The following is a 21,197-nucleotide window of genomic DNA, read 5'->3' on the forward strand; positions in this document are numbered from 1 at the left end:
AGAGGGCCCTCAGGGCCCTTGATAAACTATCTTAAGTTAATGTTCCTGCTTAATGAGTGGGAGACAAAGAGGCCCCCGGGCCCCTTTGTCAAGAAAGAATCTATTTCTCTTCGACTTTCAGAAAACGGGCGTTTATAGCCACAATAACTGTGCTCAAAGACATAAGCACTGCCCCCATGGCTGGAGAGAGAAGAAGACCATATTTATATAGGGCCCCGGCGGCCAGAGGAATGGCAAAGGCGTTATAGCCTGTGGCCCAGAGGAGGTTTTGGATCATCTTCCTGTAGGTTGCCCGAGAAAGATCAAGAATCGCGACCACATCAAGAGGGTTGCTACGCACCAAGACAATATCTGCCGTCTCCACGGCGACATCGGTTCCGGCCCCAATGGCAATTCCCACATCGGCCTGAGCCAGAGCCGGAGCATCATTTACCCCATCTCCAGTCATGGCTACGGTTAGACCGCGCTCTTGGACTTCTTTGACCTTCTGGGCCTTCTCCTGGGGCAGGACTTCGGCAAAGAACTCATCAAGCCCTAGTTCCTCAGCCACCCAACGGGCCACTTGGCGGTTGTCTCCAGTGAGCATCATACATTGGAGCCCCCTTTCCTTAAGGAGGGCAATGGCCTTCTTTGACTCCGGACGGATAATATCCGCAAGAGCCACGGCCCCTTTAAGAGAGCCTTCCAGCAAGACAAAGACAACCGTCTTCCCCTGGGCGGTGATCTTGGAGATCTTTTCCTTCTGGGGAAGATCAATACCCTTTTCCCGCAGATAACCAGGGCTAACCACTAACACCTCCTTCCCGGAGACTAGACCCCTGGCCCCCTTGCCAGGAATGGCCTGAAAGTCTTCCACCGGCCAAGTCTCCGAGACCGAGGCCACGATGCCCCGAGCTATAGGATGTTCTGAATGGGCCTCTACCGAGGCGGCATATTTAAGAAGATCCTGACGGCTGAGCCCATCAGAGAAAAGGACCACATCGGTGACTCCGAATTTACCTTCGGTCAATGTCCCGGTTTTGTCAAAGATAATTGCTTGGAGCATTCGAGCCCTTTCAAAAGAGCTTCGATTGCGGATGAGAAGACCGTTTTTAGCGGAGATGGCCGTAGAGACAGCTACTACCAGAGGCACTGCCAGCCCCAGAGCATGGGGGCAGGTGATAACCATCACTGTCACCGTTCTCTCAAGGGCAAAGGCCAGTTCTCGCCCAGCATAAAAATACCAGACGAAAAAGGTCAGGGCTCCACCGACAAGGGCAATAATGGTCAGCCAGAGGGCTGCCCGATTGGCTAGGTCCTGGGTCTTCGACTTGCTCTCCTGAGCTTGACGAACCAGATCTATTACCTGAGAGAGAAATGACTCTTTTCCCGTCCGGGTAATTTCCACCACGATGGAGCCTTCTCCGTTGATGGCCCCGCCGATGACCTTGGCCCCTGGTCTTTTAGCTACAGGCTTTGACTCTCCGGTGAGCATGGCCTCGTTGACCGAGGTCTCACCCTCCACGACCACTCCATCGGCTGGAATCTTCTCCCCGGGTTTAACCAAGACCTGGTCTCCAGGCTTAAGTTCAGAGATAGGAACGTCTTTTACCCGGCCTCCGTCTATAATCTTGTGGGCCTCAGAGGGCATCAGACGGGCCAGCTCTTCAAGGGCCCTTGAGGCCCCCATAATTGATCTCATCTCGATCCAGTGTCCCAGGAGCATAATGTCGATAAGGGTGGCCAACTCCCAGAAAAAGACCTTGCCCGGAAGCCCAAAGACGACCACCGAGCTATATACATAGGCCGTGGTAATGGCCACCCCAATGAGAGTCATCATCCCCGGATGATAGTCTCGCAATTCTTGAAAAAGACCTTTGAGGAAGGGATAGCCGCCATAAAGATAGATCACTGAGGCCAAGCCAAAGAGAAGATAGGTGTCCCCGGGGAAACGGATAAGTCCTTCAAGGCCCAAAAACCTCTGAATCATGGGAGAAAGGGCCAGAACAGGAACGGTCAGAACTAGACAGACCCAAAAACGCCTTTTGAAATCAGCCACCATGTGGGCATGATGATCACCGTGGTCAGGGTGTCCGGCCTGCCCCTCGTGCCCACCATGACCTTCGTGGGTCTCGTGCTCTCCGTGGGCTTCATGCCCTTGGTGGGCCTCGTGTTCCTTCAAGGCCTCGTGGCCCCCTTCATGAAGCGGAGCCCTTCCTTGGTGGTCTCCAGATTCTCTGGCTAGAGCCTTGGAGAACAAAGTTTTGTTGTGGCCCTGATGATGGCCATCCTGATAATGGTCATGATGATCTTTTGAATGGACCGAGTGATCCTGATCTTCGTGGCCGTGCTTCATCACTTAACCCCTTTTTCGAAGGGGCCCGGCCTTTGAACCGGCCCCTTTTTGGTCAACAGATCAGTTCTGTTGACGCATCTGGCGAATCTTCTTCTTCATCTCCATCATGGATTGATGGAGTTTCATCATCTCTTCCGAGGAACCCTGGCCTTTTTCCATCATTCCAGCCATCTGCTCCATCTCATCAGCCATGCGACGCATCATCTGGGACATCTCTTTCATCTGTTCCGGAGAGGTCCCTTGGTTCATCATCTCGGACATACCTTCCATCATGCCCCCCCACTCCCGCATCATGTACATCATGTGTTTGTCACTCATCATGCCCTTGTTAGACATCTCGGAATGTTTCATCTCTTGACCTTCGCCACCATGGTTGCTTCCGTGATGCATCATTGATCCGGATCCGCCTCCCCACATCCCGCCCATCTGGGCCCAAACAGGACCGGCCACAATGACAACCAAGGCCAAAATCCCCCAAAAAATTTGCTTCATCATCGAAAAAACCTCCTTTAACTTTGTTATTGGTAATCACTTTAAGAGCAAAACCGAGGCCAAAAATAGAATCTCCACCATTTAAGGATTTAAGGATGTTGACAGAGCAGACCTGGAGAATATTCTCCAGAGATTTTAGGTTTATTGAACAAAATTCTCTAATCCTTAGAAAGGAGGCTTCTGATGGGTCCAGGTTGTGAGCTTCCTGAAATCGTTCCCCCTGAATCTGAGATAGCTGAAGTCGTCCGAAGGGCCAAGACGGTGGCTGTGGTGGGCATGTCCCCCAAGGTCAGTCGACCAAGCCACCAGGTAGGTCTATACCTTAAAGAGCAAGGGCTCAAGGTTATACCTGTCAATCCTGGCCACGATGAGATCGCCGGCCTTAGGTCCTATCCCGACCTAGCCTCCATCCCTGAGAGTGAAAGGATAGACGTGGTCATTATTTTCAGACGCCCGGATCAGGTAGGCCCCATCGTTGAAGCCGCCATCAAGAGGGGGATCAAGACCATTTGGATGCAGGAGGGGATCGTCAACAACGAGGCTGCCCAGAAGGCCATAAAGTCTGGGGCTTTTGTGGTCATGAACCGCTGTTTTAAAAAGGTCCACCAGGGTCTAAAGGTCGGCCAGTAGCCGGGAATGAATGTTATCAAAACCACCGTTTGACATGATCAGGACGATATCTCCGGCTCGGACCTCACCAAGCAAAAACTCAACGATGGCCTCTGTATCGGGGAAGTACTGGGCCGGAGTTCCCAAGGCCTCTATGTCGTGGGCTAGTTTTTCCGAAGAGAACCGTTCCTCTTTAGGGATGGCGGAGATTCCCGGAGCCCGACGGACAACGACCAGATCGGCCCCGGAAAGCGCCTCGGGGTAGACCTCCTGAAAGATTCGACGCCGGCTGGTGTTAGTTCGAGGCTCAAAGACGGCAATAAGCCGTCGATCAGGCCAAGATTCCCTTACCGCGGCGATAGTCTCCCGAACGGCCGTAGGATGATGGGCAAAGTCATCAATTATAATGGCCCCCCGGGCTTCTCCTCGTATCTCCTGGCGTCTTTTAACCCCGGAGAAATCTCCCATGGCCAGGGCCACAGCCTTAGCATCAAGACCCAAAGAAGAAACCAGGGCTAAGACAGCTAGGGCATTAAGGGCGTTGTGTCTGCCAATAAGAGGAAGAAAAAACTCTAGTTCCCCTTCCGGAGTCCTTACCTCAAGAATCTGCCCCCCGGGGAGGGGGCTGCGGGAGACAAGGACAAAGTCGGCCTTTTGCCCCTGACCATAGGCAATTTTACGAGCTCTTGATCGTCGGACAATTTCTTCTACCAGGGGAGAATCCGCCCAGTAGACGAGCAGACCATCTTCGGAGACAAGGCCAACAAAGCCAGCAAAGGCCTCTATGATCTCTTCAAGAGAGGCATAGATATCGGCGTGATCAAACTCGACACTGGTCAGGATGGCCCCATAGGGGTCGTAATGGAAGAACTTAGGTACCTTGTCAAAAAAGGCACTATCGTATTCATCACCTTCAAGGACAAAAAAATCCCCTTGACCAACACGGAAATTGCCCCCTAGAGACTTAACCACTCCGCCGACAAGGCCACCAGGATCAAGTCCCAAGGCCGCAAGGACGTGCAAAAGAAGAGAACTGGTCGTGGTCTTGCCATGGGTCCCGGCCACTACCAGAGGGCGCCTTGAGGAGAGGAAAAAACGGTTTATGGCCTGAGGCATGGAAAGGTAGGGGATTCCTCGGATCAAGATCTCCTGGGCCTCGGGGTTGTCCCGACGGATGACATTTCCGATGATGGCCAGATCCGGATTGCTAAGGATAATGTTCTCTGGCCGCCAGCCAGGATAAATTGGTATTCCCAGCTCGGCCAGAGTCTCGCTCATCGGTGGGTAGACATTTACATCAGAGCCAGTAACCACGTGCCCTAGAGACTTAAGCAGACCGGCCAAGGCCCCCATCCCAGTTCCACAGATACCAAGGAGGTGAATACGCTGGCTATCTTTTCTGGACATAAGACCTTCTATCCCTTAATTTGTCCGACAAGCCTTACCTTGATAAGGCATTTTTTCAAGCTTTCAGTTTTTACCCCCCCAGATCGAAAACTTCTAAAAACTAGTTTAAGGAGGATTGGAGATGGCCAAAGTGGAAAACATCTGGATGCTGACCAGGGAATATGCCGGGCTGGCCGGGGCCGGCGGGCTTAAAGACGTGGCCAAAGAGCTCTCCGAGGCCTTGGTCAGAGCTGGTAAGAAAGTCACGGTAATGATGCCACATTACGGCTTTATGGATTACAAGGCCCTGGGATTTAAGCCTCTGAAGGTCTCCTTTGAGGTAGATATGAACTATGCCCATGAGGAACGCCGGGAGAAGGTGGAGTTACTTAGCCAGGAGTTAAACGGAGTCCGGCTCATCCTCATCGAGGCCGACCGCTATCGAGAAAAGTTAGGGGTCTATACCTATACCGAGCAAGAAGAGGCCCAGGAAGGCTGGAAGAAGAAGGGAGCCGGACACTTCGACTACTTCGCCATGAACATTCTCCTCCAGAAAACCGCCGCTGAGGCCCTGATCACCTTTGATGAGAAGCCAGACATCGTCCATTGCCACGACGGCCATACGGCCTGTTTTCCGGCCCTGATCCGGGAGCTAGAAGGTTTTCGTCAGTATTTTCGACACACTGGGACGGTCATCACCGTTCACAATGCCGGAATCGGCTACCATCAAGATGTAGCCGATCTTCCCTTTGCCAAAGCTATTACTGCCCTGCCCTGGCGGATAATCAACGAATCCCTGCTCAACGGTTCATTTGATCCTTTCTTGGCCGGGGCCAGGTACGGCATTATTAATACCGTCTCTGAGGAGTATGCTCGAGAGCTTCAGGAAACTGACCTTGATGCCTTGACAGGCTGGCTTGGCCATGCCTTAAAGGACCGAGGCATAAAACTTGAGGGAATCACCAACGGGATTAATCCTGAGGACTACGATCCCAGACACCCAGAAAGACTGGGTCTTCCGGCCGCCTTTGATCCTCTGAAGGGAGACCTTGAGGGAAAGAAGATCTGCCGAAAGACTCTTCTTGAAGATCTTTCCTCCGGTCAATGCGGCCGGGCCCAGTGCTACGGGAGGATTAAAGACCGTCCGGACGTCCCCCTTCTTACAGCCATAAGCCGCCTTACCGAACAAAAAGGCATTGACATCCTGGCCGCAGCCTTAAAGGAACTTTTGGCTGAGGATAAGGACTTCTTGGTGATCATCTTAGGGACCGGGACCCGAGAGATAGAAGATCAGCTCATCTCCCTGGCCCAGAATCCCGAATATCAGGAACGCATGGCTGTTCTCATCGGCTATGATCCTGGCCTAGCCAACCGGATCTATGCTGCCGGGGATTTCTTTATCATCCCTTCTAAATACGAGCCCTGCGGCCTCACAGACTATATGGCTACCCTGATGGGGAATCTGCCTATTGTCCGTCACACCGGTGGGCTGATCAAAGTACTCGACGGCAAGACCGGTTTTGCTTATAAAGAACAGTCAGCTCGGGCCCTAGCCGAGACCATTCGTCGAGCTTTGGAGATCTTCCGCCAACAGCCAGAGAAGATCAAAAAAATGCAGCAGCAGGCCATCAAACACATCCTAGAAAACTACACCTGGGACCGGGTTGTTCACCGGTATCTCGATCTTTATCAGCGGGCCCAAAAGATGGCCCCTGAGGCTAAAGAGGCATAGATGCGGATCATCATCGTCGGTGCCGGCCAGGTAGGCTTTCACCTGAGCCGGCACCTGTCTCTAGAAGGACATGAAGTGGTAGTCATTGACCGCGATCCGGAAAAGATCAGGCGGATCGAACGGGAGCTCAACGTCTTGCCGATCCAAGGATCCGGGGCCTCGGCCAAGGTGCTCGAAGAGGCCGGAATCAATGGGGCCGATCTCTTTATTGCCGTAACTAATATAGACGAGGTAAATCTCATCTCCTGTCTCATCTCTAAGGAATATGGAGTCAAAAGGCTGGTAGCCCGGGTCCGTAACGAAGAATACCTTTCTCCTGGCTCACCCCTTAACGAAGAAAAGCTGGGCATTGACCTCCTGATCAACCCCGACCAAGTCATGGCCGAAGAGATTGTCCAGATCTCTCAGGTCTCCGAGGCCTTTGAGGTTGTGGAATTCGTCCGAGGCCGGGTAGCCCTCCTGGGATACCAGGTAAAAGAAGGCAATCCTGTCTGTGGCCTGAGCTTGGCCGAACTCAAAGGCCTGAGGGGGATCTACAACTTTGTGGTCGTAGCCATCGTTCGCGGCGAGCAGACCATCATCCCTAGGGGCCATGATGTCATTGAACCTGGAGATAAGATCTATGTAGTCGTTAAAAAGAGTGATATTGCGGCCATTGAATACCTACTTAACTTTACCAGTCGAGCTCCCAAACTGGTCTTTATCATTGGTGGCGGACGGGTTGGATTCCTAGTAGCCCGACAGATGGAGGCCAAGCACATCGATGTCCGGGTGGTAGAAGCCGAAAGGACCCGTTGTGAGGAGCTATCCGAGAATCTTAGCCACAGCATTATCCTCAATTTCGATGGTCTTGACGCCCAGGACCTCATCGAGGAAGGCATTGATCAGGCCGATCTGGTTATTGCCGTTACCGATTCGGACACCACCAATATCCTGGCCAGCCTCCTGGCCAAGCATCATGGGGCCAAAAAATGCATAACTCGCATCGATCGGCCGGATTTTATTCCCCTCCTGGGCAAATTGGGAATAGATGTAGCTCTTTCCCCAAGATTGGTGGTAGCCAGCCAGATACTTCGTTTTGTCCGTCGCGGGGCCATTCTCTCGGTGGCTACCCTTTTGGGCTCAGAGGCCGAGGTAGTGGAAATTGTCGTCCCCCGAACAAAACGCTTTGAGGAGGGAGTGGCCCTAAAGGATCTCTCCTTTCCCTCAGGAGCCATTGTAGGGGCTGTTACCAGGGGAATCGAGGTTATTATCCCCTCAGGAGAGACCATCCTTAGGCCCGGAGATGACCTAGTGATCTTTTCCCTCAAAGAAGCAGTCTCAGAGATCGAAAAAATCTTCAGCCTCGAGTAGCCATGAAGTTAGGGGCAGTAAGTTACGTCCTGGGATGGTTCTTTGTCTTTTTTGCTGGCTCCCTCATTTTTCCCGGAGCCTTGGCCATCTACTTCCAGGAATACGGGTCTCTTGAGGCCTTTATCCTCTCCTCTGCAATCTCTGTCCTCTCTGGGGGGCTACTTATTAAGTATTTTGGGGAAAAAGAGGAACTTGGCCACCGGGACGGCTTTGCCATTGTGGTTTTCGGCTGGCTGGGGGCCAGCATCTTCGGAGCCCTACCCTATGTATTCTCTGAAACCATGGGCTTTGTGGATGCCTTCTTTGAGTCCGTATCCGGATTCACCACCACTGGTTCCACTATCCTGGCTGAGATCGAGCCTCTTCCCAAAAGCCTCCTCTTCTGGAGGTCCCTTACCCAGTGGTTAGGAGGAATGGGGATTATAATCCTCTCCCTGGCCATCCTTCCTGTACTTGGGGTGGGAGGAATGCAACTCTATCAGGCCGAGATGCCTGGCCCCACCAAAGACCGTCTGGCCCCCAGAATCCAGGATACCGCTCGAATACTCTGGGGAGTCTATCTATTTTTTACCGTTCTTGAGACTCTCTTGTTAATCGGTGGAGGGCTTTCTCCCTATGAGGCCGTCTGTCACTCCTTCACCACCATGGCCACTGGAGGGTTTTCCACCCGGACAGCCTCTATTGGCGCCTTTGACAGCCCCTATGTAGATTATGTAATTACCTTTTTCATGTTTGTAGCCGGAATCAACTTTACCCTCCACTATCGGTTTCTAACTGGACGTCTGACATCCTTCTGGCGGAGCGAAGAATTTCGCTTCTACTTGTGGATTGGTCTTGGGGCTTCGCTAATCTGTACCTTCTTCCCCCTCTGGGCTGGCATTTACGAAGACTTCTTTTCGGCCCTGCGTTTTGGAACCTTCCAGGTCTGGTCGATCATGACCACCACCGGATTTGGAACCGCCGATTTTGATCTCTGGCCACCGGTATGCAAACTCCTCCTTCTCTCCTTGATGTTTCTCGGAGGTTGTGCCGGCTCCACAGGTGGGGGAATTAAACAAATAAGACTTTTGGTCTTCCTCAAGTTCATGCGTGTCCAACTCCAGAGGCTCATCCACCCCCGAGCCGTCGGGACCATAAAGATTGATAACCACCGGGTGGATCAGGAAGTCCTCCAAGGGGTCCTTGGTTTTCTGGCCCTTTACATGACGGTCTTTGTAATCGCCAGCCTGATTGTCACTGCCCAAGGCCTTGACCTCATTACCGGCACCTCAGCGGTAATCGCCACCCTCAACAACATCGGCCCCGGGCTCGGCGCAGTAGGACCCACCAAACATTTTGCCCATCTGCCGGACCTCTCCAAGGTGGTTCTTTCTTTCTGCATGCTGGCCGGTCGTCTGGAACTCTACACTATAGCCGTACTCCTTTCTCCAGCCTACTGGCAGGGGATAAGATTCTCAAAAAGGCTTAAAGACAGGACTCGTAACCGGCCTCTTTAAGGAGCCCCACTAAAGTCTGTTTTTTATCCAAGTAAGGCTTTTCAAAAAGTGGACGACAACGGGAGAGTCTTTCGGCCCGCTGGGTAAGACGGGCGGCAAAAGCCATGCAGCTGGGATAACCACAGGCCCGACAATAACGACCGCCAATTGGTCCAGGCAGGAGTCTAATCACCTCTACCGTAGACAGCTCATAGCCTCTGGTCTTACTGGGGGAGATTCTTTCCCTGTTGGCCTTCACATAGGCAATCTTCTCAAGGAGAAATCCCATGGCCCGCTCAATGGTCTCTTCATCCTTCACCTGGGCCATTCTGATCTCCTCAGGCAGAAGGCTTACCAGGGACCCTTCGAAATTAAAGATCAAAGAAGGTATATCCGGATCGAAGACCGCCCCGGGGATGAGAGCGTTGAGGTAGGGAAGGAGGGAAACGTAAGGCTCGTCCAGGGCGATCTCGGCCCGAAGAAGTTTGGAGTCTACCTGGCAGGGGCCGGTTTTAAGAAGCTTCCAAGAGCGCTCTTTTAAGCTCCTCATAAGTCTCCTCAGGTCTGGTCATCGGACCAACCGTAAGCCTAATCAGTTTTGTCCGACCGTTATAGTAATCCACAAGAGGCCTCGTCCGGGAGAGATAGGTTTGGTACTTACGGCGCACCAAGGCCTCCTGATCATCGCAACGTCCATGCCTATCCCCGCCGACATTATTGCTGATCCTGACCTTTACTACCTCAAAGTCGGCCTCAAGAAGGCAGATCGTCCGGACCTTAACCAGGGCCTCCATAGCTTCCGCCTGACCTCGATGACGGGGAAGGCCGTTTAAGACTAAAAGGTCTCTCGGACCAAAGCCTACCATTTTAAGGAAGGTAGCCAGGATTTTGGCTGCGAGGGGCCAGTCCTTGTCCTCAAGGAGACGACCCTCAAAGAGTACTTCCTGGACAAAAGCCCTCTCCTTGGGAGAAAAACCCTGGCCCCCTGAGGCTATCTGCCTCAGTTGTTCCCCAAAGTCAAAATGATGACAGGCCCGCCCCCCAAGTCCCCTTTGGGCCAAGAGATCCCCTAACGGGCTTTTGCCCGCCCCGGTTGGTCCTAAAAGGAGAAGGGCCTCAGGTCTCATTGCCAAAGAGGGCCTCCACAAAGGTTTGAGGATCAAAGGGTTGGAGATCTTCCATCTTCTCTCCTACTCCGATAAAACGAACCGGAAGCGAGAAGTCGTGACAGATGCTAACAATGACCCCTCCCTTGGCTGTGCCGTCAAGTTTGGTGAGGATAAGGCCGGTTAAACCCAGGGCCTCATGGAAGAGTTTTGTCTGGCTAGTGGCGTTCTGGCCGACAGTGGCATCAAGGACCAGCCATATCTCGTGGGGTGCTCCGGGAAGACGTTTCCCAATAACTCGTTTGATCTTTTTAAGTTCTTCCATAAGGTTGACCTTGGTATGGAGACGGCCGGCGGTATCAATGAGGACTACATCTATATTCCTCTTAACGGCGGCCTCTACCCCATCATAGGCTACCGCTGAAGGATCTGCCCCCGGCTGATGCTTTACGACAGGGACCTCAAGTCTCTTTCCCCAGGTCTCAAGCTGTTCGATAGCCGCTGCCCGAAAGGTATCAGCGGCTACCAAGAGGACCTTTTTACCTTCTGTTTTGAGATAATGGGCCAGTTTAGCGATGGTTGTCGTCTTGCCCACCCCATTTACCCCGACTATCAAAACCACATAAGGCCTCTCTGGCCCAGGAAATTCCCGGACCTCAAGAGAGAGGATCTCCCGAAGGCGCTCCTTAATAAATCCCCTTAAGGCCGAGGGATTGGCAAGTTCTCGCCGGGAGACTCGTTGACGAATATCATCCAAGATGTCCTGGGTGGTGGAGACCCCAAGGTCAGCGGTCACCAAGATCTCTTCCAGCTCCTCAAGAAGTTCTTCATCTATCTCTTTGCGCCCCAGAAATAGATTGTCCATTCTCTGGACAAGGCCCTCTCTGGTCTTGGAAAGACGCTCCTTAAGGCGTCCTAAAAAACCAGTCTTGGAGGAGACAGTTTTTTCGGGACCGGTTTCAGTCGGACCCTGAGCTTCTTGGGAGTCTTCCTTCTTCAATCTCTGGAACCACTTGAACATAGACACCCCTTAAGGTAAGAAGACTCTGTTTGTCTGGCAAAGATTTATCCTGTCTCAAGTCCAAGTTCAAGGAAGGCCTATGAAAATCGTTTTGGAGTTGGTGCCCGAAGACAGACGCAAGGCCAAACCCGATCCCCAAGGATTGGGTTTTGGACGGTATTTTACCGACCATATGTTCATTATGGACTACGATCGAGACCGGGGTTGGTATAATCCCCGAATATGCCCTTACCGGCCTTTAATCCTTGATCCGGCTGCCATCGTCCTCCATTATGCCCAGACCATATTTGAAGGTCTTAAGGCCTACCGGGGTAAAGATGGCCGGGTAAGGCTTTTCAGGCCTGAGGCCAACATGGCCAGGATGAACCGTTCTGCCAGACGGATGGTCATGCCGGAGATAGATGAGGAGTTTGCCCTCAAGGCCCTTATTGAACTCGTCCGGCTGGAGAAGGAATGGGTCCCCCAAGCCAAAGGGGCCTCCCTTTATATCCGGCCAACAATGATCGGCACCGAAGCCACCCTGGGAGTTAAACCTAGCTGCAGTTATTACTACTATGTGATCCTCTCTCCGGTGGGGTCCTACTACGCCGAGGGATTTAACCCCGTCAAGATCTACGTCACCGATCGCTACGTACGAGCTGTCCCTGGAGGAGTTGGCGATGTCAAGACCGGGGGCAATTACGCCGCCAGTCTGATGGCCTCTGAAGAGGCTAAGGCTAAAGGCTTCACCCAGGTTCTCTGGCTCGACGCCTTAGAACGGCGCTTTATCGAAGAAGTAGGCACCATGAACATCTTTTTTTACTTTGAAGACGAGCTGGTCACCCCTGAGCTCACCGGAAGCATCCTTCCTGGAATCACCCGTGACTCTGTTCTCCATTTGGCCAAAGACTGGGGCATCCCTGTAAGGGAACGACGCATAAGTATCGAGGAGGTAATCGAGGGAATAAGATCCGGCCGTCTCAAGGAATGTTTTGGTACAGGCACGGCCGCTGTCATCTCCCCAGTAGGACTGCTTCACTACCAAGGAGAAGAATACATCATTAACGGAGGAGAGACCGGAGAGCTTGCCCGGCGCCTCTTTGATGAACTGACCGCCTATCAATACGGCGAAAAAGAAGACCCTTATGGGTGGGTAAGGATCATTGATTGATGGCCTTGGTGGCTGCCACTGTAGGCACCACATTGGAGAGAATTTCTTCTTCGATCTCGGGCAGAGGCTTGGGGGCCACCTCGGCCATCTTGGCCATCTCGGGGATCAACCGGCAAAGGGCCTCTTCGCCTCCAAGGACAAAGCTCTTAATAGCCTCCTCAAGCCCCCGGATATTGTCTCCAAAACGGTGTTGTTTGAGGGCCCGGTCGGCTCGGCCGCTTAGGCCCTGATAGGGACGATTATAAAAGGCGGCGTAGATTTCCAAAAAATACTCAGTTAGCGCTCCGATATCTTGAGATCTTCTCTCAAGAGGGGGTAGATAGAAATGGAGGCTCTCGAGACGGAAGAAGAGTTGGGGAAAGATACGTCCGGAGCTAATGAGGGCCTCTCTGTCCCAGATGCTGGTGGTAATAAGCCTCAGATCCACTGGCTCAGAATCCCTAGATCCCAGGGGGGTAAACTTCCCGGATTCCAGAATCCGCAAGAGGGCCTTCTGGAGATCCGGACAGAGATATTCCAGATTCTCAATAAGAAGGGTCCCCTGGTGGGCCATCTTGATCCGACCAGGTAAGCGGTGGCGCTGCCCCTTAAAGACTCCTTTTACGGCCCCGAGCAAGGCTACGGCCTGAAGATGAGGAGAGAGATTCCGGGGATCAAAGACCACAAAAGGACCTTCCTGTCGGTGAGAATAGGCATGGAGGAATCGAGCCAAAAGGGTCTTTCCTGTCCCCGGAGCCCCTTCAATAAAGACCGGCAGATCTGTCTTGGCCGCAGCCGGAAGAAATTTTTTAATATCAACGATCTCTGAACTCCGCCCGACGAAGGCCAGAAGACGTCGGTCGTGGCCTACACCAAGGTCGATCTTTAGGTGGCGCTCTATAGTCAACAGAAGTTGATGGGGAAAAAAGGGCCGCCTCAGGTTGATGGGCTGAATGTTCTTAAACTCCCAGTGGTGAGCTCGAGGCCGATGGGAGAAGTTTATGACAAACACCCTTCCTTGGGATTCAAAAATAGAATCTAAAAAGCGTAGATCCTGGCCTTTGGCCTCCAGGGTGATGACCAAATCCGGTCTTCGCCATTCCCTGGATCCACCAAAGGCCTCTATGCCCCAGCCCTCCAAGAGTTGGCAGACAAAGTCACGAAAGTTTGCCTCCGGTGAAAGGACCAAGACTCGCATAAGAGCTCTCCTATCTTCCACTTCGGCCAAAGATTAATATTTCTCAATCTAGCAAGCTCTATACCCGAAGGTATTCGGCTTCCGGGAAAAAATTCTAAATCTGGCTATCTAAGAATAATGAAAAGTAAATGAGCTAAATTAAGGCAGAAAATACCAAAACATACCAAATATCTGAAGGAAAAAACCTACACCTTGGGGGGTCTCTTGGGAGGTTGCCCCTTACGGGTTCTTTTTAAAAGATGAACAAAGGGCGAAAGGGGCCAGAGGCCGGCCAGGATTCCAAATATAAGGCCTGATACCCAAACATAAGACCCCTTGGGACTGGAAGAAGACTTCTTTGGAGGGTTTAATAGGTTGCCTTTAAGGAATGGAGACATCTTTTTAAAGATAAACAGGAGGTAGGCTTTATGTCAAAAAGATGGCTGTTTATGTTCCTCTTTATCTTTCTTATCTCCGGGATTCTTGGATGTACGGAGAAGCAACGCAAGGAGCTAAAACACCTAAAAAGTGACATCATTGGCCTTAAGCGGCGGGTAACCCTCTACAGCGAGGACGGTCGAGTCATTAAGAGCTGGGAAGGGAGATTCAAGATTGAAATCCAGGGTTGTTTCATCTCTTTTATTGATGATCAGGGCAAAGAGGTCAAGATAAGCGGCACCATAGTGGTCGAGGAGATCTAGGACCTCTAAGTTTCTATGAAAAAGCGCCTCCGTACCGGCTACACTACCGGGGCTTGCGCCGCAGCCGCAGCCAAGGCCGCTGCCCTTCTCCTCCTTAGGGGAAAAAGGACTCTAGAGGTAGAAATCCCCTTCCCTGATGGCAGTCGTCATCGCTTCTCTATAAAACGCCTCTGGCAAGAGGGAGAGACTGCCTGGGCCAGCGTCATCAAGGATGCCGGTGATGACCCAGATGTGACTAACAGAGCCGAGATTCAGGCCGGAGTCAGTCTCACCAAAAAAGAAGGGCTTGAGTTCATCGGAGGCAAAGGGGTGGGATTGGTAACCAAACCAGGGCTTCCCGTTCCCCCGGGACAGCCGGCTATTAATCCCGGCCCTCGAAGGATGATCCGAGAAGCCCTTCTTGAAGTGACCGGGCCGAATCTTGGTCTGAGGGTCACTATCTCCGTCCCTGAAGGCGAGAAGCTGGCCCCAAAAACCCTCAACGCCCGGTTGGGGATCCTGGGAGGGATCTCCATATTGGGGACCACTGGAATTGTCAAACCGGTCTCTGCTGAGGCCTGGTGCGCCACGATAGCTACGGCCATGAATGTGGCCGAGGCCGTGGGGATCAGAGAAATCGTCCTGGCCACTGGCCGAACCTCAGAAAAGGCTGTCGGCAGAATCCTTCACCTTCCAGAGGAGGCCTTCATTCATATGGGAGACTACCTGGCCTTCTCCCTTAAAGAGGCCGCTCGGCATCCCTTTAGGATAATTCACTTGGCCACCCAATGGGCCAAGTTGGTCAAGGCAGCTCTGGGATTCTCCCAGACCCATGTCCGCCACGGGATAGCCGGCCCCAGAGAGGTAGAGAGACTGCTAGCCGAACTTCTCCCCCAAAAGAGACTCCTGTTTCCTGGAGCCAATACCGCCCGGGAAACCTTTGAAATAATAAGAAACCGGCCAGATGCTCAAGAGATATTCCATCGAGTCATCCAGAAGACTTCCCAAAGGCTGATCCCTCTTCTCCGCCAAGACCAAAAACTCTGTTACCATTTAATTTCATACCACCAGGAGGTTGTTTGTTCGAGGTGTTTAGAATCCATGTGATCGGCATAGGACCAGAGGGCCCTTCAATTAAGGCCCAGGAAGCGTTCAGGAGGATAAAGGTGGCCTTTGGGGCTAAAAGGCACCGTCTCTGGCTACCAAAAGTCGTTGAGTTAAGGCCCCTTGTACCCCTTAAGGAGAGCCTCAAGGAGATTAAAAAACTTCTTCAAAACCAAGATCTAGCCGTACTTGCCTCTGGAGACCCTCTCTTTTTCGGGATCGGCAGACGTCTTTTGGGTGAGGTTGGGTCAGAAAAACTCCTATTTTATCCGGCAGTCTCTTCTATTCAGTTGGCCTTTGCCGCTCTCAAGGAACCCTGGGATACGGTTAGATTTATCTCCATCCATGGTCGAGCTGGCTCCATTCTTAAAGCACTCTCCCCTCTTCCCCCAGGAAAGGTGGCCATCCTTACAACCTCCGGCAAGGATCCGGGCTCCATTGCCCGAAAACTCTGCCAGGCCGGATTACCACACCTAAGGATCTGGGTTTTAGAAAATCTGGGGCAAAAAGGCGAGAACATTACCAGCTCCACAGCGGTAGAACTCCCTTGTCGGACATACTCTGATCTTAATCTGGTCATCCTGGACTGGGAGCCTCCACCGCGCCCCGCAATTGGCCTAACAGTCAATGAGTTTTCCCGCCGCCAGGGGCTGATTACCAAAGACGAAACCCGAGCCGTCATCTTGGCCAAACTCAGGCTTCCAAGGGAAGGAGTCCTCTGGGACATTGGTGCAGGATCGGGCTCGGTTTCCATCGAGGCCTCAGGAATCTCTCCTGCACTTATGATCTACGCCATAGAAGAAAACGAAGAGCAATTGATCCATATTGAGGAAAACATTCGCAGGTATGGGGCCTATCGGATCCAACCGGTCAGGGGAATGGCCCCCGAGGCCCTGGCCTCTCTGCCTTCACCAGATCGGGTCTTCATCGGAGGATCCGGAGGACGCCTTAGGGAGATCCTTGAGACCGTAGTCCGGAGGCTTAAAGAATCCGGCCGAATAGTCCTTGTGGCTGTAACCCTTGACAGCCTCAAGGAAGCAACTTACAGGCTCAAGGAGCTAGGGCTCTCTCAAGAGGTGGTCTCTATGCAGATAAACCGACTCAAACCAAGCCCCAGGATATTTCAGGCAGAAAATATGGTTTTTATAATCACTGCGGAGAGGACACGTGGATAAAAAACAGCCGGTGGTCTTTCTCGACCGAGACGGTACCATTAACGAAGAGGTAGGCTATTTGAGCGACCCTAGACAGCTACGCCTTATTCCCGGGGCTGCTGAGGGCATAAGAGAGCTTAAACTCAAAGGCTTCCGGATTGTGGTTATCACCAATCAGAGTGGGGTGGCCCGGGGGTATTTTGACTTAGACGCCGTCAGGACGGTGAACGAACGCCTCATCGAGCTTCTTGAAAAAGAGGGGGCTAAAATAGATGGGATCTACGTTTGTCCCCACCACCCTCGGGGAACGATCTCCCCCTACAACGTGGCCTGTCGCTGCCGTAAACCATCCCCGGCCCTGGCTCAGCAAGCAGCCGAAGATCTAAGGCTTGACCTTAGACGAGCTTACGTCATCGGAGACAAGCTTTCTGACCTCGGTCTAGCCTTAAATCTAAAAGCCAAGGGCATTTTAGTGCTTACCGGCTACGGGACCAGAGAAGCGGATATCCTTAAGGAAATGTCCGATCTATGGGCTTGGCGTATAAGATCTGATCTCTATCAGGCTGTTCAGGACATCCTGGAAGATCAAAAATCGTAAAGAGATAAAAAAACCCAAATAGGAGAAAAGATGATCAACAAAGAACTTTTAGAAATACTGGCCTGCCCCAAATGCAAAGGAGATATCAGCCTTGAAGAGACCCTCGGGGGCCTTGTCTGTAAGGCCTGCGGGCTACTTTATGAAATAAGGGACGGAATTCCCATCATGCTTGTCGATGAGGCCCGCCCTCTAGAGGATGTGAAAAAGGAAAAATCCCAGCCTCAGGAAGAGATTGCCGATTAGGCCGGCCAAAAGATCATCGGCCATAATCCCCCAACCTCCGGGGAGGATCTTTTCGACTTGGCGGATGGGCCAAGGCTTAAAGACATCAAGGACTCGAAAGACAAAGAAGGCCACCACCATAAGGGCCGGGTTAGTTGGCAAGGCCCAAAGGGTCAGAAGCATCCCGGCGATCTCATCAATGACTACCAGCCGAGGATCATCTTGGCCCACGAGGGAAGCCACCCGGGCAGCTGACCAAACTCCAAAAGAGGCAATAAGCAGAATGACCAGCAGATATAGCCCCGGCCCCAATGGGGCCAGAATCCAATGAAGCCCTAAGGTAAAAAGAGAGGCCCAGCTACCAGGGGCAACCGGAAGATAACCAGATAGAAGACCAGTGGCCCCCAAAATGGCCAGCCAATCAGACAAAGAACGAGCCTTCTTCGTCATTTTCTCAGCCCCTCGCTCCCCCGGCCTTCCACCCAGGAGATGATCTCTAGAAGCGGTACCCCCTGCTCTTCAGCTATTCTCCGACAGTCTTCGTATTCAGGCCGAAGCCGGCGGCCGCCTTGAGGGAGAAGGATCTCCTTGGCTCTGATTATTCCCCAAGGAGTCTTTATCTGGAGCTGTCTTCGCGGAAGAGTGAGCCTCTGGAGAAAAGAGTAGCGAAGACCAATGGTCGTTGTCTCGGAGAGGATCACCTGGGCCAGATCATAAAGGGCCCCGGGAGGGGCAATAACTTTAAGGATTAGACCGGGACGGTTCTTTTTCATTTGGGCCGGAATAAGACAAACATCCAGGGCCCCCAGGGAAAAGAGCTTCTCCATAAGGAACCCATAGACTTGAGGGCTGACATCATCAATATTGGCCTCCAAGACAGCCACCTTCTGAGACGAGGCCTCGGCCTCCAGACGATAAAGTACCGCTCTTAAGATATTAGGGCGGTCGGATAGCTCTTTATTGCCAGCCCCATAGCCAACGGCCAAGGGAATTCCCGTAGGCGGTGGTCCAAAGTCGCTAGCTAAGGCCTTAACCAGGGCCGCGCCGGTGGGAGTGACAAACTCAAAGGAAACTTCTTCACCTAATGTGGGAGTGCCCTTGAGGATCTCTAGAGTAGCCGGAGCCGGTAGAGGAAGCCGTCCATGAGAGGTAAGGATAAATCCCCTTCCCAGCGGAAGAGGGGAAGAGATTATCTCTGGTCGGCCCAAGGACTCCAGAGCCAACAAGACCGCCAGAACATCGGCGATACTGTCCTCGGCTCCAAGCTCGTGAAGACAGACCTCATCAAGCCGGCAGCCATGGATCTTGGCCTCGGCTTGACCGATGATCTTAAAGATCTCCCGGGCCCTGTCCTTTACCCATGAAGACAAGGGAATCTTCTCGAGAAGGTCAAGAACCTTGGACAGAGGTCGGCAAGAACTAGTCTCCTTTACAGAGACTTCAAAGCCCCGGGCTATTATGGCTCCCTTCTTTATTTTCGGAGAAGAAAGACCAAGCTCAGGCAAAGCGGCCTTTAGATGGCCAAATATCCGATCCTGGGGGGCACCAAGATCCAAAAGAGCCCCCACAAACATGTCTCCACTTATGCCCGAGAAACAATCAAGATAGAGGGCCGTCTTGACCATAGGATAACCCGGGAGGATAAAGCGAAAAGGGCCTTTAAAAATCGACGATCCGGCTGGCTTTAATCTGCTCTCTTTTGGCCGCAGCCGCTTTTTCGTATTCAATATCCGCCGCCGCCTCTTCACCCAGGGCCTCAAAGACCTGGCCTTTGGCCAGATAGGCCGGAGCATAAAGGGAATCATGCTTGAGGGCCGTATTGAAATATTCAAGGGCCCTTTCATAATCCTTCCGCCGAAAATATATTAGACCAATGCTGTAATAAAGGCGGGGATTTTCTGGCTCAAACTCGAGGGCCTTTTCAAAGTCAGCCAAGGCAGCCTCATCTTGGCCAGTCCTAAAATAGGCAGCTCCCCGGGCATGATAAGCCTTGGCCAAGGCCGGATCGGCCTCAATGGCCCTGGTGAGATAATCAATGCTTTCCTCGAATTTCTGCTGGACTAAAAGCCAGGCCCCTTCTTCATAATATTCCTGGGCGGTCATCCCTTCCCTCCTTATAATTTTTTAAATGGCCAATTCAGGCCCCCTAGGAGCCTTGAAAGCTTAAGATTTGAGTACATTAGGGCCTTACGTAGTAGTAGCCCTGTTGTTGAAACTCTACTAAGGCCCTGATGCCAGCGGGAACGGTCTTGAAGACCTCAGGAAGCCGGTCCCTGGGAATACCGAATTTGCGGAGAGCATTCTCGCAGACGAAGATGTTTCCTCCGTCAAGGACCACCTGACGGATATTTTTAAAGAGCTCCGGCTCACACTGAACACACCTAGTAACCGCATTGGCGTTGGCCACCATCACCAATTCTCCCTCTTCCCCATCTTTAAGACTTTTTAAAAAATTAATGGCATTGACCACCGCTACCTCCCAACGGGTATCCTCAGCTACATGAATGAGAAGTTTCAAGGCCATCTTTCTACTCCTCCCCTTTTAAAAAACTTTTTGAGAGCTGACGATGAGTCTACCAGCAAACAGAGAGCTCATAAAGAAGCCCTTCTTAAAGTTGCACAAGCGCTTAAGGGACGCTATTTTAAAGACCGGTTCTTTATCAGTTAGGGAGGGGTGGCCGAGCGGACGAAGGCGGCGGTCTTGAAAACCGCTTCCCGCACACCTGCGGGACGGGGGTTCGAATCCCTCCCCCTCCGCCAGGCCGCCAAAACTAGAATCTTCTGCGGAGAGGTGACCGAGTGGCCGAAGGTGCTCGCCTGCTAAGCGAGTGTACCCCGAGAGGGGTACCGTGGGTTCGAATCCCACCCTCTCCGCCATTTTTGTTAAATAAGGGCCGGTGTAGCTCAATTGGCAGAGCGGCTGACTTGTAATCAGCAGGTTAGGGGTTCAAGTCCCCTCGCCGGCTCCAGCCCGATCCCCAGAAATCCCTTCTCTAGAATTCTCTCCCCATCAGACCTAAGCAGGACCACCCTAGACCCAATTACTTTTATTTGTCATTTGAACGAAAGCGGCGACAAATTGCACTACTTACCGCTGGCTAGATAAATCTCGCGCAGGTAAGCAGGAAGTAATTCGGCAGGATACTCCCGACGGGCTATCTTTTGCAGGTACCCCCACCATCGCTCAAGGGGTTTTGTGTCGTCAGGAAGACAAGGAAACTAAGAAGGCAAAGCCTTGAGCTGGAGCTCAAACTTGCCTCTGGTGAGGCCAAGTAAACTTAGACCCAATACATTAATAAAGCCGATAGTTATCACCGAAAGGTGGAAATTGTTTGTTTTCTTTTTCTTGACAATTATTTCTAAATTTCTTATCCCCTTTTTTAGAAAAACAATGCAATATAACTAATCATAACTTTGTTAAAATTTTCTCTATAAGGAGGGGAACGTGAAGTACCCTAAGAAACATTTTTGGGGTTTATTTTTGGTGTTTATCTCATATTTATTCCTAACAAATATGGCCTTCGCTGCAAAAGAAGAGGAAAAGCCTTGCCTTTTAGGAAGTTGCTGGAAAGAACTAGGGGTCACACAATTAGGTAGAATGGGGTGTCCAACGCCAGCGCTATT

21 protein-coding genes and 3 tRNA genes are annotated in these 21,197 nt (G+C 52.0%); 13 read left to right on the top strand and 11 right to left on the bottom strand.

Annotated elements, in window-relative coordinates:
* Nucleotides 1-100: 100 nt before the first annotated feature.
* Both ACXJJX_RS02060 and ACXJJX_RS02065 read right to left on the bottom strand, forming a co-directional pair.
* A complete protein-coding gene (locus tag ACXJJX_RS02060) occupies nt 101-2,335 on the bottom strand; it encodes a heavy metal translocating P-type ATPase (protein ID WP_456431399.1) in 2,235 nt (744 codons plus the stop codon).
* A gap of 60 nt (nt 2,336-2,395) precedes the next feature.
* Nucleotides 2,396-2,830 (bottom strand): hypothetical protein, encoded by a 435-nt coding sequence (locus ACXJJX_RS02065; protein ID WP_456431401.1) that lies wholly within the window; start codon nt 2,828-2,830, stop codon nt 2,396-2,398.
* Between the two features lie 180 nt (nt 2,831-3,010).
* On the opposite strand from ACXJJX_RS02065, the gene ACXJJX_RS02070 reads away from it, so the two are divergent.
* The gene (locus ACXJJX_RS02070; RefSeq protein WP_456431403.1) at nt 3,011-3,457 is read left to right on the top strand and encodes a CoA-binding protein; all 447 of its coding nucleotides are present in this window, start codon (nt 3,011-3,013) and stop codon (nt 3,455-3,457) included.
* Here ACXJJX_RS02070 and murC read toward each other — a convergent pair.
* Complete coding sequence (gene murC / locus ACXJJX_RS02075; RefSeq protein ID WP_456431405.1) at nt 3,440-4,843, bottom strand: UDP-N-acetylmuramate--L-alanine ligase; 1,404 nt, start codon at nt 4,841-4,843, stop codon at nt 3,440-3,442. The two genes, ACXJJX_RS02070 and murC, sit on opposite strands and share 18 nt — an antisense overlap.
* A 121-nt stretch (nt 4,844-4,964) precedes the next feature.
* Between murC and ACXJJX_RS02080 the strand changes: the two genes are divergently transcribed.
* The 3 genes from ACXJJX_RS02080 to ACXJJX_RS02090 are packed head-to-tail and all read left to right on the top strand — an operon-like array spanning nt 4,965 to nt 9,403.
* Nucleotides 4,965-6,554, top strand: coding sequence for a glycogen synthase (locus ACXJJX_RS02080; RefSeq protein WP_456431407.1), 1,590 nt, complete (start codon nt 4,965-4,967; stop codon nt 6,552-6,554).
* A complete protein-coding gene (gene trkA, locus ACXJJX_RS02085) occupies nt 6,555-7,907 on the top strand; it encodes a Trk system potassium transporter TrkA (protein ID WP_456431409.1) in 1,353 nt (450 codons plus the stop codon). It abuts the gene before it with no gap.
* Nucleotides 7,908-7,909: 2 nt separating this feature from the next.
* Complete coding sequence (locus ACXJJX_RS02090) at nt 7,910-9,403, top strand: TrkH family potassium uptake protein (RefSeq protein ID WP_456431411.1); 1,494 nt, start codon at nt 7,910-7,912, stop codon at nt 9,401-9,403.
* Here ACXJJX_RS02090 and ACXJJX_RS02095 read toward each other — a convergent pair.
* The 3 genes from ACXJJX_RS02095 to ftsY are packed head-to-tail and all read right to left on the bottom strand — an operon-like array spanning nt 9,372 to nt 11,509.
* Entirely contained in the window at nt 9,372-9,932 is a 561-nt protein-coding gene (locus ACXJJX_RS02095) for a (Fe-S)-binding protein (protein ID WP_456431413.1), read from the bottom strand. The two genes, ACXJJX_RS02090 and ACXJJX_RS02095, sit on opposite strands and share 32 nt — an antisense overlap.
* Complete coding sequence (locus ACXJJX_RS02100) at nt 9,895-10,509, bottom strand: adenylate kinase family protein (RefSeq protein ID WP_456431470.1); 615 nt, start codon at nt 10,507-10,509, stop codon at nt 9,895-9,897. Before ACXJJX_RS02100 ends, ACXJJX_RS02095 begins: the two co-directional genes overlap by 38 nt.
* Nucleotides 10,499-11,509, bottom strand: coding sequence for a signal recognition particle-docking protein FtsY (ftsY, locus tag ACXJJX_RS02105; RefSeq protein WP_456431494.1), 1,011 nt, complete (start codon nt 11,507-11,509; stop codon nt 10,499-10,501). Before ftsY ends, ACXJJX_RS02100 begins: the two co-directional genes overlap by 11 nt.
* Before the next feature lie 79 nt (nt 11,510-11,588).
* Here ftsY and ACXJJX_RS02110 point away from each other — a divergent pair, with 79 nt between their 5' ends.
* Nucleotides 11,589-12,659 carry a branched-chain amino acid aminotransferase gene (locus ACXJJX_RS02110; RefSeq protein ID WP_456431496.1) on the top strand — a complete coding sequence of 357 codons (1,071 nt, stop codon included), beginning with the start codon at nt 11,589-11,591 and terminating at the stop codon, nt 12,657-12,659.
* Here the strand turns inward: ACXJJX_RS02110 and ACXJJX_RS02115 are convergent.
* Nucleotides 12,649-13,836: a sigma-54-dependent transcriptional regulator gene (locus ACXJJX_RS02115; RefSeq protein ID WP_456431498.1), complete on the bottom strand. Its 1,188-nt coding sequence runs from the start codon at nt 13,834-13,836 to the stop codon at nt 12,649-12,651. The genes ACXJJX_RS02110 and ACXJJX_RS02115 overlap by 11 nt on opposite strands.
* Before the next feature lie 407 nt (nt 13,837-14,243).
* On the opposite strand from ACXJJX_RS02115, the gene ACXJJX_RS02120 reads away from it, so the two are divergent.
* The 5 genes from ACXJJX_RS02120 to ACXJJX_RS02140 are packed head-to-tail and all read left to right on the top strand — an operon-like array spanning nt 14,244 to nt 17,594.
* The gene (locus ACXJJX_RS02120; RefSeq protein ID WP_456431500.1) at nt 14,244-14,516 is read left to right on the top strand and encodes a hypothetical protein; all 273 of its coding nucleotides are present in this window, start codon (nt 14,244-14,246) and stop codon (nt 14,514-14,516) included.
* Nucleotides 14,517-14,531: 15 nt separating this feature from the next.
* Complete coding sequence (cbiD, locus tag ACXJJX_RS02125) at nt 14,532-15,602, top strand: cobalt-precorrin-5B (C(1))-methyltransferase CbiD (RefSeq protein WP_456431502.1); 1,071 nt, start codon at nt 14,532-14,534, stop codon at nt 15,600-15,602.
* Nucleotides 15,584-16,774, top strand: a complete 1,191-nt coding sequence (cbiE, locus tag ACXJJX_RS02130) for a precorrin-6y C5,15-methyltransferase (decarboxylating) subunit CbiE (protein WP_456431504.1) — start codon at nt 15,584-15,586, stop codon at nt 16,772-16,774. Before cbiD ends, cbiE begins: the two co-directional genes overlap by 19 nt.
* On the top strand, nt 16,767-17,351 hold the full coding sequence (locus ACXJJX_RS02135) for a D-glycero-alpha-D-manno-heptose-1,7-bisphosphate 7-phosphatase (protein WP_456431506.1): 585 nt from the start codon (nt 16,767-16,769) through the stop codon (nt 17,349-17,351). Before cbiE ends, ACXJJX_RS02135 begins: the two co-directional genes overlap by 8 nt.
* A 30-nt stretch (nt 17,352-17,381) precedes the next feature.
* Nucleotides 17,382-17,594, top strand: coding sequence for a Trm112 family protein (locus ACXJJX_RS02140; protein ID WP_456431508.1), 213 nt, complete (start codon nt 17,382-17,384; stop codon nt 17,592-17,594).
* On the opposite strand, the gene ACXJJX_RS02145 is transcribed toward ACXJJX_RS02140, so the two are convergent.
* The 4 genes from ACXJJX_RS02145 to ACXJJX_RS02160 all read right to left on the bottom strand — a co-directional run bounded on the left by ACXJJX_RS02145 (nt 17,541) and on the right by ACXJJX_RS02160 (nt 20,097).
* On the bottom strand, nt 17,541-18,023 hold the full coding sequence (locus tag ACXJJX_RS02145; RefSeq protein ID WP_456431510.1) for a phosphatidylglycerophosphatase A family protein: 483 nt from the start codon (nt 18,021-18,023) through the stop codon (nt 17,541-17,543). The two genes, ACXJJX_RS02140 and ACXJJX_RS02145, sit on opposite strands and share 54 nt — an antisense overlap.
* Nucleotides 18,020-19,198, bottom strand: coding sequence for a nickel pincer cofactor biosynthesis protein LarC (gene larC / locus ACXJJX_RS02150; RefSeq protein ID WP_456431512.1), 1,179 nt, complete (start codon nt 19,196-19,198; stop codon nt 18,020-18,022). The genes ACXJJX_RS02145 and larC overlap by 4 nt, the downstream gene beginning before the upstream one ends.
* Before the next feature lie 34 nt (nt 19,199-19,232).
* Nucleotides 19,233-19,676, bottom strand: a complete 444-nt coding sequence (locus ACXJJX_RS02155; protein WP_456431514.1) for a tetratricopeptide repeat protein — start codon at nt 19,674-19,676, stop codon at nt 19,233-19,235.
* A 76-nt stretch (nt 19,677-19,752) separates the two neighbouring features.
* Nucleotides 19,753-20,097, bottom strand: a complete 345-nt coding sequence (locus tag ACXJJX_RS02160; protein ID WP_456431516.1) for a DsrE family protein — start codon at nt 20,095-20,097, stop codon at nt 19,753-19,755.
* Between the two features lie 144 nt (nt 20,098-20,241).
* Here ACXJJX_RS02160 and ACXJJX_RS02165 point away from each other — a divergent pair.
* From ACXJJX_RS02165 to ACXJJX_RS02175, 3 genes are all read left to right on the top strand, one after another.
* Nucleotides 20,242-20,333, top strand: a tRNA-Ser gene (locus ACXJJX_RS02165).
* 25 nt (nt 20,334-20,358) lie between these two features.
* Nucleotides 20,359-20,450 (top strand) — tRNA-Ser (locus tag ACXJJX_RS02170).
* 16 nt (nt 20,451-20,466) lie between these two features.
* Nucleotides 20,467-20,542: transfer RNA gene (locus tag ACXJJX_RS02175), tRNA-Thr, on the top strand.
* The last annotated feature ends 655 nt before the right edge of the window (nt 20,543-21,197 follow it).

The sequence above is a fragment of the Thermosulfuriphilus sp. genome (assembly GCF_054026695.1).